The sequence below is a fragment of the Pseudomonas sp. TMB3-21 genome (assembly GCF_054898145.1).
In genome coordinates this window covers 1,927,820-1,941,516 of record NZ_CM142718.1, presented here as the reverse complement: position 1 = coordinate 1,941,516, position 13,697 = coordinate 1,927,820, and the positions used below count along the sequence as shown (strand labels likewise).

18 protein-coding genes are annotated in these 13,697 nt (G+C 59.7%); 11 read left to right on the top strand and 7 right to left on the bottom strand.

Annotation, left to right across the window (positions count from 1 at the left end; genetic code table 11):
• Positions 1 to 64 precede the first annotated feature (64 nt).
• A complete protein-coding gene (locus ACYZTS_RS08990) occupies positions 65 to 496 on the bottom strand; it encodes an NINE protein (RefSeq protein ID WP_150581415.1) in 432 nt (143 codons plus the stop codon).
• A gap of 246 nt (positions 497 to 742) precedes the next feature.
• Between ACYZTS_RS08990 and ACYZTS_RS08985 the strand changes: the two genes are divergently transcribed.
• Complete coding sequence (locus ACYZTS_RS08985; RefSeq protein ID WP_028622957.1) at positions 743 to 1,363, top strand: C40 family peptidase; 621 nt, start codon at positions 743 to 745, stop codon at positions 1,361 to 1,363.
• A gap of 162 nt (positions 1,364 to 1,525) precedes the next feature.
• Here the strand turns inward: ACYZTS_RS08985 and ACYZTS_RS08980 are convergent, their stop codons facing one another.
• Positions 1,526 to 2,560 carry a type IV pilus twitching motility protein PilT gene (locus tag ACYZTS_RS08980; protein ID WP_028622956.1) on the bottom strand — a complete coding sequence of 345 codons (1,035 nt, stop codon included), beginning with the start codon at positions 2,558 to 2,560 and terminating at the stop codon, positions 1,526 to 1,528.
• Between the two features lie 56 nt (positions 2,561 to 2,616).
• On the opposite strand from ACYZTS_RS08980, the gene ACYZTS_RS08975 reads away from it, so the two are divergent.
• The 9 genes from ACYZTS_RS08975 (at position 2,617) to ACYZTS_RS08935 (ending at position 9,403) form a co-directional block, all read left to right on the top strand.
• Positions 2,617 to 3,303 carry a YggS family pyridoxal phosphate-dependent enzyme gene (locus tag ACYZTS_RS08975; RefSeq protein WP_461995409.1) on the top strand — a complete coding sequence of 229 codons (687 nt, stop codon included), beginning with the start codon at positions 2,617 to 2,619 and terminating at the stop codon, positions 3,301 to 3,303.
• A gap of 35 nt (positions 3,304 to 3,338) precedes the next feature.
• The gene (gene proC, locus ACYZTS_RS08970) at positions 3,339 to 4,157 is read left to right on the top strand and encodes a pyrroline-5-carboxylate reductase (protein WP_461995408.1); all 819 of its coding nucleotides are present in this window, start codon (positions 3,339 to 3,341) and stop codon (positions 4,155 to 4,157) included.
• Positions 4,158 to 4,167: 10 nt separating this feature from the next.
• A complete protein-coding gene (locus ACYZTS_RS08965; protein WP_028622953.1) occupies positions 4,168 to 4,758 on the top strand; it encodes a YggT family protein in 591 nt (196 codons plus the stop codon).
• A gap of 288 nt (positions 4,759 to 5,046) precedes the next feature.
• The gene (metX, locus tag ACYZTS_RS08960; protein ID WP_461995405.1) at positions 5,047 to 6,186 is read left to right on the top strand and encodes a homoserine O-succinyltransferase MetX; all 1,140 of its coding nucleotides are present in this window, start codon (positions 5,047 to 5,049) and stop codon (positions 6,184 to 6,186) included.
• Positions 6,187 to 6,193: 7 nt separating this feature from the next.
• On the top strand, positions 6,194 to 6,814 hold the full coding sequence (metW, locus tag ACYZTS_RS08955; RefSeq protein ID WP_461995403.1) for a methionine biosynthesis protein MetW: 621 nt from the start codon (positions 6,194 to 6,196) through the stop codon (positions 6,812 to 6,814).
• A 26-nt stretch (positions 6,815 to 6,840) separates the two neighbouring features.
• On the top strand, positions 6,841 to 7,275 hold the full coding sequence (locus ACYZTS_RS08950) for a DUF4426 domain-containing protein (protein WP_461995402.1): 435 nt from the start codon (positions 6,841 to 6,843) through the stop codon (positions 7,273 to 7,275).
• Positions 7,272 to 7,868 (top strand): RdgB/HAM1 family non-canonical purine NTP pyrophosphatase, encoded by a 597-nt coding sequence (rdgB, locus tag ACYZTS_RS08945; protein ID WP_461995400.1) that lies wholly within the window; start codon positions 7,272 to 7,274, stop codon positions 7,866 to 7,868. The genes ACYZTS_RS08950 and rdgB overlap by 4 nt, the downstream gene beginning before the upstream one ends.
• Before the next feature lie 62 nt (positions 7,869 to 7,930).
• Complete coding sequence (gene hemW / locus ACYZTS_RS08940; RefSeq protein ID WP_461996389.1) at positions 7,931 to 9,070, top strand: radical SAM family heme chaperone HemW; 1,140 nt, start codon at positions 7,931 to 7,933, stop codon at positions 9,068 to 9,070.
• Positions 9,071 to 9,079: 9 nt separating this feature from the next.
• The gene (locus ACYZTS_RS08935; protein ID WP_028623343.1) at positions 9,080 to 9,403 is read left to right on the top strand and encodes a DUF3392 domain-containing protein; all 324 of its coding nucleotides are present in this window, start codon (positions 9,080 to 9,082) and stop codon (positions 9,401 to 9,403) included.
• 123 nt (positions 9,404 to 9,526) lie between these two features.
• Here the strand turns inward: ACYZTS_RS08935 and trmB are convergent, their stop codons facing one another.
• The 4 genes from trmB to ACYZTS_RS08915 all read right to left on the bottom strand — a co-directional run bounded on the left by trmB (position 9,527) and on the right by ACYZTS_RS08915 (position 11,780).
• Positions 9,527 to 10,252 carry a tRNA (guanosine(46)-N7)-methyltransferase TrmB gene (trmB, locus tag ACYZTS_RS08930; RefSeq protein WP_461995398.1) on the bottom strand — a complete coding sequence of 242 codons (726 nt, stop codon included), beginning with the start codon at positions 10,250 to 10,252 and terminating at the stop codon, positions 9,527 to 9,529.
• A gap of 9 nt (positions 10,253 to 10,261) precedes the next feature.
• Positions 10,262 to 11,056, bottom strand: a complete 795-nt coding sequence (locus ACYZTS_RS08925) for a thiazole synthase (protein WP_028621159.1) — start codon at positions 11,054 to 11,056, stop codon at positions 10,262 to 10,264.
• Positions 11,057 to 11,116: 60 nt separating this feature from the next.
• Complete coding sequence (gene thiS / locus ACYZTS_RS08920) at positions 11,117 to 11,317, bottom strand: sulfur carrier protein ThiS (protein ID WP_028621160.1); 201 nt, start codon at positions 11,315 to 11,317, stop codon at positions 11,117 to 11,119.
• Positions 11,318 to 11,408: 91 nt separating this feature from the next.
• The gene (locus ACYZTS_RS08915; RefSeq protein WP_028621161.1) at positions 11,409 to 11,780 is read right to left on the bottom strand and encodes a DUF423 domain-containing protein; all 372 of its coding nucleotides are present in this window, start codon (positions 11,778 to 11,780) and stop codon (positions 11,409 to 11,411) included.
• 74 nt (positions 11,781 to 11,854) lie between these two features.
• Between ACYZTS_RS08915 and mtgA the strand changes: the two genes are divergently transcribed.
• Entirely contained in the window at positions 11,855 to 12,577 is a 723-nt protein-coding gene (gene mtgA / locus ACYZTS_RS08910) for a monofunctional biosynthetic peptidoglycan transglycosylase (protein WP_461995396.1), read from the top strand.
• 205 nt (positions 12,578 to 12,782) lie between these two features.
• On the opposite strand, the gene rpoH is transcribed toward mtgA, so the two are convergent.
• Positions 12,783 to 13,637, bottom strand: coding sequence for an RNA polymerase sigma factor RpoH (gene rpoH / locus ACYZTS_RS08905; RefSeq protein ID WP_007897890.1), 855 nt, complete (start codon positions 13,635 to 13,637; stop codon positions 12,783 to 12,785).
• Between the last annotated feature and the right edge of the window lie 60 nt (positions 13,638 to 13,697).

Sequence of the window (13,697 nt, the reverse complement as noted above, 5' to 3'; positions counted from 1 at the left end):
CCAGCAAGCCGTCTCCTACAGGTGTCACACGATTTCTGTAGGAGCCGGCTTGCTGGCGATGCTTTTACTGGAAAGCACCGCGGTTCTGCGCGTTGCGCACAGACACCTGATCATTCAGCGTCCAGAAGTCATACAGAACCCCCAGAAAGAACAGCCCGCCCGTCACCAGGTACAGCAACCCGCTGATCCACTTGCCTTGATACATCCGGTGCACACCGAACACGCCGAGGAACGTCAGCAGAATCCACGCGACGTTATATTCGATAGGTCCGGCCGTGAAACGCAGATCCGCTTCACGGTCCATGGCCGGAATCAGGAACAGGTCGATCAGCCAGCCGATGCCCAGCAACCCGAATGTGAAGAACCAGATCGTCCCGGTCACTGGCTTGCCGTAATAGAAGCGGTGGGCGCCGGTAAAGCCGAGAATCCACAGCAAATAACCAATGAGTTTGCTGTGCGTGTTCTGACGCGGAACGGGATGTTGATAGGTGTTCATTTAAGCCTCGATGCACACGATAGATAAATATTGTTGAATTCTTTGTGACTTTTTTACAAGCGGCCGACGTACGGTCGTCCACACTGTGAGTCTGTTAAAGCCTTGTCGCTCTTAACTTTTGTCCGACAAGACGACGAATTCGAGTTTGTTTGGTTCCCCTGGCCCATGGCCGAATCGACAAACGGGCCCGGAATCGGCAAAAAAGCTGTTATAAAGTTGCGCGCTAACCTATATGAGCCCTGCCGAATGCGTCCATTTTTCAAGACATGGCTAACCATCTGCCTGTTAATGCCACTGGCCGCCCACGCCACCAATCGTGAGCAACGTCTTCCCAACGTCAATGGTTTCACCCCTAAATCCCATGTTTCTGCTCCAGCGAGCAAGAACAAGCAAACTGCAAAACGTCCGACTCAGCTGAGCAAAGCCAACAGCAAACTTGTGCCTCCGATGGGGACCAAGGAAAGCAGCAACGTGTTGAGCCGCGCGGTAAACGTGCTCGGTACGCCTTATCGTTGGGGCGGCAGCAGCCCAAGTAAAGGCTTCGATTGCAGCGGGCTGGTGAAATACGCGTTCAACGACGCCACTTTTGACCTGCCACGCACTTCCAATGCCATGGCCACAGGGCATGGCGAGAAGGTCGATCGCAAGGACCTGAAACCGGGCGACCTGATTTTCTTCAATATCAAGAGCCGTCGGGTCAATCACGTCGCCATTTACCTTGGCAACGACCGCTTTATCCATGCGCCTCGCCGTGGCAAGTCGGTGACCATCGATACACTCAAGAAGCCTTACTGGCAGAGCCATTACGTGGTTGCCAAGCGTGTTCTGCCGAAAGAGAAGAGCAGGCTTCAGGTTGTTCAGCGCTGATTGTTGATGCTCTAAAGACGAGCACATGTGGCGAGGGAGCTTGCTCCCGCTGGGCTGCGGAGCGGCCCAGAAAAAAGAATGCGAGCGCTGCGCACTCGAGCGGGAGCAAGCTCCCTCGCCACAGTCTGCATCCCTGCGAATCCTGCATCCCTGCAATCCGCCTCAAAAATTATCCGGCGTGCGCGCCTTCTCCCGCGCATGTTCGCGAGTGATCAAGCCCTTGCTCAGCAAATCCTTCAAGCACATATCCAGCGTCTGCATCCCCAGATTCCCGCCGGTTTGAATCGACGAGTACATCTGCGCCACCTTGTCCTCGCGAATCAGGTTACGGATCGCCGAAGTGCCGAGCATGATTTCATGCGCGGCAATACGCCCGCCGCCCACCTTCTTTACCAGCGCCTGCGAGACCACGGCCAGCAACGATTCGGACAACATCGAGCGCACCATCGACTTCTCGTCGCCCGGGAACACGTCCACTACCCGGTCAATGGTCTTTGCCGCTGACGTAGTGTGCAGGGTGCCGAACACCAAGTGACCGGTTTCGGCCGCCGTCAGGGCAAGGCGAATGGTTTCCAGGTCACGCATTTCACCCACCAGAATCACATCCGGGTCTTCGCGCAACGCCGAGCGCAACGCGGTGGAAAAACTGCGGGTATCACGGTGGACTTCGCGCTGATTGATCAGGCATTTGCGCGATTCGTGCACGAACTCGATCGGATCTTCGATGGTGAGAATGTGGTGATGGCGATGGTTGTTCAGGTAATCGATCATCGCCGCCAGGGTTGTCGACTTGCCGGACCCGGTCGGACCCGTCACCAGCACCAGGCCACGGGGCGACTCGGTAATGCGGCGAAACACTTCGCCCATGCCCAGGTCATCCATGGTCAATACTTTCGACGGGATGGTCCGGAACACCGCGCCCGCACCGCGATTCTGATTGAACGCATTGACCCGAAAACGCGCCACGCCGGGCACGTCGAAGGAAAAGTCGGTTTCCAGATTCTTTTCGAAGTCCACCCGCTGGGTGTCGTTCATGATGTCGTAGATCAGCTCTTGAACCTGCTTGTGATCCAGTGCCGGCAGGTTGATGCGCCGCACATCACCGTCGACGCGGATCATCGGTGGCAGGCCGGCTGACAGGTGCAGGTCGGACGCGCCTTGTTTGGCGCTGAAAGCCAGCAGCTCAGTGATATCCATAGCGCTCCTCAATTCCAGTAGAATGCCGCGAACTCTGACCCGCTGGCGCACATTGAATGTCCACGATAGCAGACAACATCGCTCAGGTTACTTCGCGCATACACGCCGCAGTCCTCGCCGCCCACCGCGATGCGCACAGCGTGCAACTGCTGGCAGTGAGCAAGACCAAGCCGGCCGAGGCGCTGCGTGAAGCCTGTGCCGCCGGTATCCGCGACTTTGGCGAGAACTATCTGCAGGAAGCCTTGAGCAAACAGCTCGAGTTGGCGGACCTGCCCTTGATCTGGCACTTCATCGGCCCCATTCAGTCGAACAAGACTCGCGCAATTGCCGAGCACTTCGCCTGGGTGCATTCCGTGGATCGTTTGAAAATCGCACAACGCCTGTCCGAACAACGCCCCACCGATTTGCCGCCACTGAACATCTGCATTCAGGTCAACGTCAGCGGTGAAGCCAGCAAATCCGGCTGCACCCCTGCCGATCTGCCGGCGCTGGCCAAGGCCATCAGCGAACTGCCCCGCCTCACGTTGCGCGGGTTGATGGCGATTCCCGAGCCGACTGAAGACCGCGCCGCACAGGATGCCGCCTTTGCTGCCGTACAAAGCCTGCAGGCCAGCCTCAATCTACCGCTCGACACACTTTCCATGGGCATGAGCCACGACCTCGAATCGGCCATCGCCATGGGCGCTACGTGGGTTCGTGTCGGTACGGCCCTGTTTGGGGCCCGCGACTATCATCAGCCTTGATCCATGGCCGCCTCTTCTCTTTATAAGGACCTGACATGAGCAACACTCGTATTGCCTTCATCGGTGCCGGCAACATGGCCGCCAGCCTTATCGGCGGGCTGCGTGCCAAGGGCCTGGATGCCGGACAGATCCGCGCCAGCGATCCGGGCGCAGAGACTCGCACCAAAGTGCAGGCCGAACATGGCGTCGACGTCTTCGCGGACAACGCAGAAGCCATCAAAGATGCGGACGTCGTGGTACTGGCGGTCAAACCCCAGGCGATGAAAGCCGTCTGCGAGGCGATCCGTCCGAGCCTGAAACCGACCCAACTGGTCGTCTCAATTGCCGCCGGCATTACCTGCGCCAGCCTGAACAACTGGCTCGGCGCCCAGCCGATCGTGCGCTGCATGCCCAATACCCCGGCGCTGCTGCGTCAGGGTGTGAGCGGCTTGTTCGCCACCGCTGAAGTGACGGCGCAGCAGCGCCAGCAGGCGGAAGAACTGCTCTCTGCAGTCGGCATCGCCTTGTGGCTGAATGAAGAACAGCAGCTGGACGCGGTCACTGCGGTGTCCGGTTCCGGCCCTGCGTACTTCTTCCTGTTGATCGAAGCGATGACCGCCGCCGGCGTCAAGCTTGGCCTTCCGGCAGACATCGCGGCACAACTGACCGTGCAAACCGCTCTGGGCGCCGCGCACATGGCGGTGGCCAGCGAAGTCGACTCGGCTGAACTGCGTCGCCGCGTGACCTCACCGGCGGGCACCACGGAAGCTGCAATCAAGTCATTCCAGGCCGGGGGCTTCGAAGCCCTGGTTGAAAAAGCACTCGGCGCCGCTGCGCACCGCTCGGCCGAAATGGCCGAACAACTAGGTCAATAAGGAGCCTTACATGATTGGATTGAACACTGCAGCGGTCTACGTGCTGCAAACCCTCGGCAGCCTGTATTTGCTGATTGTGCTCCTGCGCTTCGTACTGCAACTGGTGCGCGCGAACTTCTACAACCCTCTTTGCCAGTTCATCGTCAAAGCCACACAACCGCTGCTCAAGCCTCTGCGCCGGATCATTCCGAGCATGTTCGGTCTGGACATGTCCTCGCTGGTGCTGGCCATCCTGGTGCAACTGGCGCTGATGGCCCTGACGCTGCTGCTGACTTACGGCACCACCGGTAACCCGCTGCAATTGTTCATCTGGTCGTTGATCGGCGTGACCGCGCTGTTCCTGAAGATTTTCTTCTTTGCGCTGATCATCAGCGTCATCCTGTCTTGGGTCGCGCCCGGCAGCCACAACCCTGGCGCTGAACTGGTGAACGACATCTGCGAGCCGGCTCTGGCGCCGTTCCGCAAGATCATTCCGAACCTCGGCGGCCTGGACATCTCGCCGATCCTCGCGTTTCTGGTGCTCAAGCTGATCGACATGCTGGTGATCAACAACCTCGCGGCCATGACGATGATGCCGGAGATCCTGCGCCTGTTGATGTAACCAGCGCTGTTCCCTGTGGCGAGGGAGCTTGCTCCCGCTGGGCTGCACCTGTGGGAGCTGCCGCAGGCTGCGATCTTTTGATTCTGATCCTTCACTTGAGACTCAAGCATCAGGGAGAAGATCGCAGCCTCGTTGCACTCGACAGCTCCTACGGGGGCCTCTTCGCGCCCCAGCGGGAGCAAGCTCCCTCGCCACGGGTAAAGCGGTAGGCAATCAGCGCAGCCCATTGCTTGCCGCTGACCCCACCGGTCTTTAGACTTACGCCTCATTTCAACGAGAGCAGGGTCGATGCCAACTGCCTTTCCCGCCGATTCCGTTGGCCTGGTGACGCCACAAGTGGCGCACTTCAGCGATCCCCTGGCCCTGGCCTGTGGCCGCTCGCTTCCAGCGTATGACCTGATCTACGAAACCTACGGCACGCTCAATGCCACGGCGAGCAACGCCGTGCTGATCTGTCACGCCTTGTCCGGGCACCATCACGCCGCCGGCTTCCACAGCCCCGACGACCGCAAACCCGGCTGGTGGGACAGCTGCATCGGCCCCGGCAAACCGATCGACACCACCCGGTTTTTCGTGGTCAGCCTGAACAATCTCGGCGGCTGCAACGGTTCCACCGGCCCCAGCAGCATCAACCCGGAAACCGGCAAGCCGTTCGGCGCCGACTTCCCGGTACTCACCGTGGAAGACTGGGTGCACAGTCAGGCGCGCCTGTCCGACCTGCTCGGTATCCGCCAGTGGGCGGCGGTGATTGGCGGCAGTCTCGGCGGCATGCAGGCCTTGCAGTGGACTATCACCTACCCCGACCGCGTGCGGCACTGCCTAGCCATCGCCTCGGCGCCCAAACTCTCGGCGCAAAACATCGCCTTCAACGAAGTCGCCCGTCAGGCCATTCTCACCGATCCGGAATTTCACGGCGGTTCGTTCCAGGAAGCCGGCGTGATCCCCAAACGCGGCCTGATGCTGGCGCGGATGGTCGGGCACATCACCTACCTGTCCGATGACTCCATGGGCGAGAAATTCGGCCGTGGACTGAAGAGCGAAAAGCTCAACTACGACTTTCACAGCGTCGAGTTTCAGGTCGAAAGCTACCTGCGTTATCAGGGCGAAGAGTTCTCCGGCCGTTTCGACGCCAACACTTATCTGCTGATGACCAAGGCGCTGGACTATTTCGACCCGGCGGCAAACTTCGACGATAACCTGGCGAAAACCTTCGCCGGCGCCTCGGCGAAATTCTGCGTGATGTCCTTCACCACTGACTGGCGTTTCTCCCCGGCCCGCTCGCGGGAACTGGTGGACGCGCTGATGGCGGCCAAGAAAGATGTCTGCTACCTCGAGATCGATGCTCCGCAGGGCCACGACGCCTTCCTGATTCCGATCCCGCGCTACCTGCAGGCGTTCAGCAATTACATGAACCGCATCACGTTATGAGAAAGCCATGAGAGCTGATCTGGAAATCATCCAGGAATGGATCCCCGCCGGCAGCCGCGTGCTTGACCTCGGCTGCGGTGACGGCGAGCTGCTGACCTGGCTGCGCGACCACAAGCAAGTGACCGGCTACGGCCTGGAAAACGACCCGGAAAACATCGCCGAGTGCGTGGCCAAAGGCATCAACGTCATCGAGCAGGATCTGGACAAAGGCCTCGGCAACTTTGCCAGCAACAGCTTCGACATCGTGGTCATGACCCAAGCGCTGCAAGCCGTGCACTATCCTGATCGAATCCTCGACGAGATGCTGCGGGTCGGTCGCCAGTGCATCATTACCTTCCCCAACTTCGGTCACTGGCGCTGCCGCTGGTACCTGGCCAGCAAGGGACGGATGCCGGTGTCGGAATTCCTTCCTTACACTTGGTACAACACGCCCAACATTCACTTCTGTACCTTCGAAGACTTTGAAGCGTTGTGCCGCGAACGAGAAGCCAAGGTCATTGATCGGCTAGCCGTGGATCAACAGCATCGTCACGGGTGGGCCAGCAAGCTATGGCCTAATCTGTTAGGTGAAATCGGCATTTACCGCGTCAGCAGTCCAGGGCTGCAGGATCACCGCGTCGCGGTATGAATCGCGCCACTGCAAGGAGAACGATCATGGGTCGATTAGCACTGTTTCTATTTACTGCCTGCCTGAGCGTCACCGCCATGGCGGCCGACGTCATCAGGGGTGACCGTCAGGAAAAGTTCGGCGATGTGACCGTGCACTACAACACGTTCAACTCGACGTTCCTCACACCGGATATTGCCAAGGCCGCCGAGCTGACCCGCAGCAAGAACCAGGGCGTGATCAACGTTTCGGTACTCAGGGACGGTAAGCCACTGATGGCGCAGGTCACTGGATCGGTCAAAGACCTGACCAGCCAAAGCGTGAAGCTCAACTTCCGCCAGATCACCGAGCAGGGCGCGATTTACTACATCGCCCAGTTTCCGGTGAGTCAGCAGGAAGTTCGCACTTTCGAGATCAAGGTGCAGCGCGGTGACAAAATCGACACCATCAATTTCAACCAAGAGCTCTTTCCCGGCGAATGATCAATCTCACCCAACTCGTACTGGCCAGTCACAACGCCGGCAAACTCAAAGAACTTCAAGCCATGCTTGGCGCATCGGTGCAGCTGCGCTCGATCGGCGAGTTCAGCAGCGTCGAGCCTGAAGAAACCGGCCTGTCGTTTGTCGAGAACGCTATCCTCAAGGCGCGTAACGCCGCTCGTATTTCCGGGCTGCCGGCACTGGCTGACGATTCCGGTCTGGCGGTGGACTTCCTTGGCGGTGCACCAGGCATTTACTCGGCCCGTTATGCCGACGGCCAGGGCGATGCGGCGAACAATGCCAAGTTGCTGGAAGCACTGAAGGACGTGCCGCAAGCCGAACTTGGTGCGCAGTTCGTCTGCGTGCTCGCGTTGGTCCGTCATGCCGACGATCCGCTGCCGATCCTCTGCGAAGGCCTGTGGCACGGGCGCATCCTGCCGGCCGCCAGCGGTGAACATGGTTTCGGTTATGACCCGTTGTTCTGGGTGCCGGAGCGCGATTGCTCCAGCGCGGAACTGAGCCCGAGTGAAAAGAACCTGATCAGCCACCGCGCCCGTGCAATGGATCTGCTGCGCCAGCGTCTGGGACTGAAATGACCCGCGAGCCCTCCGCGTCGCCGCTGATCTTCGGCGGCGCCGCGCAATCGCCACGCACTGCGATGCCAGTACTGCCGCCGCTGGCGCTGTACATCCACATCCCGTGGTGTGTACGCAAATGCCCTTATTGCGACTTCAATTCCCACACCGCCAGCCCGGTATTGCCGGAGCAGGAGTACGTCGACGCGTTGCTGGCCGACCTCGATCAGGACCTGCACGCGGTGTATGGCCGCGAACTGAGTTCGATCTTCTTCGGCGGCGGCACGCCGAGCCTGTTCAGCGCTGAAGCCTTGGGTCGACTGCTCAAAGGCGTCGAGCAACGCATTCCGTTCGCCAACGACATTGAGATCACACTGGAAGCCAATCCAGGGACGTTCGAGCAGGAAAAGTTCGTGGCTTACCGGGCGCTGGGGATCAATCGTCTGTCGATCGGTATCCAGAGTTTTCAGCAGGAGAAGCTTGAAGCGCTGGGGCGGATTCACAACGGTGACGAAGCCGTACGTGCTGCCGGCATGGCGCGTATGGCCGGGTTCGACAATTTCAATCTGGACCTGATGCATGGCTTGCCGAACCAGTCGCTGGACGATGCATTGAGCGATCTGCGCCAGGCCATCGCGCTGAACCCCACGCATCTGTCCTGGTATCAATTGACCCTGGAGCCGAACACAGTGTTCTGGAACCAGCCGCCGACGCTGCCCGAAGACGACACGCTGTGGGACATTCAGGAAGCCGGGCAGGCTTTGCTGGCCGAGCACGGTTACGCCCAATACGAGGTCTCGGCCTATGCCCTGCCCGGTCGTCCGGCGCGGCACAACCTCAATTACTGGAGTTTTGGCGACTTTATCGGCATCGGCGCCGGCGCCCACGGCAAGCTCAGTCACCCGGACGGGCGCATCGTGCGCACCTGGAAGACGCGTCTGCCTAAAGACTATCTGAACCCGGCGAAAAACTTCCAGGCGGGCGAGAAAGCCCTGACCAATGAAGAACTGCCGTTCGAGTTTTTGATGAACGCCCTGCGCCTGACCGCTGGCGTTGGATCGCACGTGTACCCCGAGCGCACCGGCTTACCGCTGGAAAGCCTCGCCGAAGGGCGCCGGGAGGCAGAACAAAGTGGCCTGTTGCAGGTCGAACCGTCACGTCTGGCGGCCACAGAGCGCGGACAACTTTTTCTCAATGACTTGCTGCAGAATTTTCTGACCTAAGGAATTCGAATGGATTTGGTACTCGACCTGCTCGCCACGGTGTCACGCTGGAGCCGCAGCAACCTGTCGGAAATCTCTCTGGCGCTGGTGGGCTGTTTGCTGGTGCTGTTCGGCGCAGACATCAAAGGCTGGATCGATCAGCGACTGGGCAGCATCGCTGGCGCCTTGCGCGTCCCGCTGATGGCTTTGGTGTGCATGATCGGCAGCGGCGCTGCGCTGATCTACGCCACGCCATGGATCATCAAGGGCCTGAGCCAGTTCAACAACTACAGCCTCGCGCCGGTGCTGTTGGTGGTGCTCGTGCTGATCGGCGTCGTCGCCGACCGCCGCTGAATTCGGGTCAGGCAAAAAAAACCTGTAGGAGCCGGCTTGCTGGCGATGGTGTGTCAGACACGCTGATGTTGACTGACACACCGTCGCCAGCAAGCCGGCTCCTACAGGTTTATAACGTACGGCTCAGGACAGTTTTTCGAACTTCAGATCCCACACGCCATGCCCAAGTCGTTCGCCACGGCGTTCGAACTTGGTGATCGGGCGCTCGGCCGGGCGCGGGACGCACTTGCCGTCTTCGGCCAGGTTGCGATAACCCGGTGCGACGCTCATCACTTCCAGCATGTATTCCGCATACGGTTCCCAGTCGGTGGCCATGTGCAGCACACCACCCACCTTCAACTTGCTGCGCACCAGTTCAGCGAAGGACGCCTGAACAATACGGCGCTTGTGGTGGCGGCTCTTGTGCCACGGGTCCGGGAAAAACAGCATCAGGCGATCGAGGCTGTTGTCTGCGATGCAACGGTTGAGGACTTCGATCGCATCGCAGTCGTAGACGCGCAAGTTGGTCAGGCCCTGAGTCAGCACGCCATTGAGCAACGCGCCAACACCTGGACGGTGCACTTCCACACCGATGAAGTCCTGCTCCGGCGAAGCCGCCGCCATCTCCAGCAGCGAGTGGCCCATGCCGAAACCGATTTCCAGCGAGCGCGGCGCCGAGCGGCCGAACACCTGGTCGTAGTCGACCGGCGCATCGGCCAGTGGCAACACGAACAACGGCGTGCCTTGGTCAAGCCCGCGTTGCTGGCCTTCGGTCATGCGCCCGGCGCGCATCACGAAACTCTTGATGCGGCGGTGTTGGCGCTCGTCGCCTTCTTCCGTCTGGATTGGCGTGTCGTTTGATTCAGTCATCAATGGCTCTTACTTGATCAGACCATCCAGCGGCGAAGAGGCGCTGGCATAGAGTTTTTTCGGCATACGGCCAGCGAGGTAAGCCAGGCGGCCCGCAACGATGGCGTGTTTCATGGCCTCAGCCATAATGACCGGCTGCTGGGCATGGGCAATGGCCGAGTTCATCAGCACCGCTTCACAACCCAGCTCCATGGCGATGGTGGCGTCGGAAGCGGTGCCGACACCGGCATCCACCAACACCGGAATCTTGGCTTCTTCGAGGATAATCTGCAGGTTGTACGGGTTGCAGATCCCCAGGCCCGTGCCGATCAGACCGGCCAGCGGCATGACCGCGATGCAGCCGATTTCCGCCAGTTGACGGGCAATGATCGGGTCATCACTGGTGTAGACCATCACGTCGAAACCTTCCTTGACCAGCACTTCGGCAGCCTTGAGGGTTTCGATCACGTTGGGGAACAGGGTTTTCTGGTCAGCCAGTACCTCCAGCTTCACCAGATTGTGCCCACCAAGCAGTTCACGGGCCAGACGGCAAGTGCGCACAGCCTCGGTAGCATCGAAGCAACCGGCGGTGTTCGGCAAAAAGGTGTAGCGATCCGGCGAGAGGACTTCGAGCAGGTTCGGTTCGCCCGGATTTTGGCCGAGGTTGGTACGGCGCACGGCGAAAGTCACGATCTCGGCACCCGAGGCTTCGATGGCCAGGCGGGTTTCTTCCATGTCACGGTACTTGCCAGTGCCTACCAGCAAACGCGACTGGTAAGTACGACCGGCCAGGACGAAGGGCTTGTCGCTACGAACGATGCTCATGGGAAATCCTCTGTAGGGGTGAGGTTCTTGCAGAATTCTGTGCCCTGGTGGGCCGCAGGGCTAGCCGCCACCGATGGCGTGTACCACTTCGACCGAGTCGCCGTCATTCAGCGTGGTATCGGTATGCTGGCTGCGCGGGACGATATCCAGATTGAGCTCGACCGCGACACGGCGTCCGGTCAGTTCCAGACGGGTCAGCAGGGCCGCAACGGTTTCACCGTCGGGCAGTTCAAGGGATTCGCCGTTCAACTGAATGCGCATACCGAATGGCCGCCATCATTTTTAGGGGCTGGCATTCTAGCCCGATCAGTCTTGGCGACCCAAGCCATTCGTCATGAAATGGACCGTGCAGTCAGCTCAGCCGCCAGGCGGCCAGGCCCAGGCACAACCAGCCAACAAGGAAGGCCAGACCACCGAAAGGCGTGATGATCCCGAGCTTGCTGATGCCGGTCAGTGTCAGCACGTAAAGGCTGCCGGAAAACAACAGGATGCCGATGGCAAACGATACGCCGGCCCACGTCACCAATCGGCCGGGGATTTGCGTGGCCAGCAGCGCAACACCCAACAAGGCCAGGGTGTGCACTAACTGGTAAGTCACGCCGGTGTGGAAAATCGCCAGGTACTCGGACGTCAGGCGGCTTTTCAGGCCGTGAGCGGCGAACGCGCCCAAGGCCACGCCGGTGAAGCCGAAAAAAGCGGCCAGCATCAGAAAGCCACGCAGCATGAAGAACTCCAGTCAGACTCGATCCACAGGGTCTGTATAATGGCCCGCTCAACGGGTTCGGCCAAGCCATCTCTATGCTGCGTATATTTTTGCAACGTTTTATCAAAGCCCTGCTGTGGTTCGCGGGCGGCAGCATTGTGCTGGTCCTGATTTTTCGCGTGGTTCCGCCACCGGGAACGGCGCTGATGGTGGAGCGCAAAGTCGAATCATGGATCGACGGCGAGCCGATCAATCTGCAGCGCACGTGGAAGCCATGGGAGGAAATCTCCGATGATCTCAAGCTCGCGGTGATCGCCGGCGAAGATCAGAAATTCCCGGAACATTGGGGTTTCGACTTCGGGGCCATTCAGAAAGCCCTGGCGCATAACGAACTCGGCGGTACAGTGCGAGGCGCCAGCACGCTGAGCCAGCAGGTCTCGAAAAACCTGTTTTTGTGGTCTGGGCGCAGCTGGCTGCGCAAAGGCCTGGAGGTCTGGTTTACCGGACTGATTGAAGTGTTGTGGCCAAAGCAGCGAATTCTTGAGGTTTACCTCAACAGTGTCGAGCTGGATAAAGGTGTGTTTGGCGCCGAAGCGGCAGCCCGGCACCACTTTGGCGTGAGCGCCCGGTCGTTGTCGCGGCACCAGGCGAGCTTGCTCGCGGCTGTTCTGCCCAACCCGCGAGTCTGGAGCGCCAGCCGCCCAACCAGTTATGTCGCCCGCCGGGCCGGGTGGATTCGGCAGCAGATGAGTCAGCTGGGTGGGGACAGTTATCTAGTAGGGCTCAATGATTCACGCCGGGCGCTATGGGCGCAGTGATTGCTCTCCCTACCCCTGCAAAACCCTGTGGGAGCGGGCTTGCTCGCGAAGATGCCGGTACATCCAACAGGTGTAATGGCTGACACTCCGCCTTCGCGAGCAAGCCCGCTCCCACAGTGGTTTTGTGGAGATGCACAAAACTGCGCGCACACAAAAACGCCCCGATCATCACTGATCGGGGCGTTTTTGTTTGTCGGTGCGCAGGTTATGCGGCGATCGACAATTTGAGCTTGTTCATCGCACTCTTTTCAAGCTGACGAATACGCTCGGCCGACACGTTGTACTTCTGCGCCAGGTCGTGCAGCGTGGCTTTCTCTTCAGCGAGCCAGCGCTGATAAAGAATGTCGCGACTGCGGTCGTCCAGCACTTCCAGCGCTTCGTGCAGGTTGTGGTTGGAGTTGTCGCTCCAGTCGGCATCTTCCAGTTGACGGGCCGGGTCGTACCGGTGGTCTTCCAGATAATTGGCCGGCGACTGGAAGGCGCTGTCGTCGTCGGCTTCAGCAGCCGGGTCGAAGGCCATGTCATGGCCGGTCAGGCGACTTTCCATCTCGCGCACTTCCCGCGGCTCGACGCCGAGGCTTTCCGCAACGCGGTGGACTTCCTCGTTGTTCAGCCACGCCAGACGCTTCTTCTGGCTGCGCAGGTTGAAGAACAGCTTGCGCTGGGCCTTGGTGGTCGCGACCTTCACGATGCGCCAGTTGCGCAGGATGAACTCGTGAATTTCCGCCTTGATCCAGTGCACGGCGAACGACACCAGACGCACACCCATTTCCGGGTTGAAGCGTTTTACAGCCTTCATCAGGCCGACGTTACCTTCCTGGATCAGGTCAGCCTGAGCCAGGCCGTAGCCGGAATAGCTACGGGCAATGTGTACGACAAAACGCAGGTGGGCGAGCACCATCTGCCGAGCCGCCCCCAAATCCTGCTCATAGTAGAGACTCTCGGCCAGTTCACGCTCCTGCTCCGGCGTCAGCAATGGAATGCTGTTCACCGTGTGCACATAAGCCTCCAGGTTCGCACCTGGGACCAGAGCATATGCAGGTTGCAAAGAATTGGTCATACGAAAAAACCTCCGTCTTACATAACTCGTGCAGTTCAGCACTGCGAAAATTGACCGGGA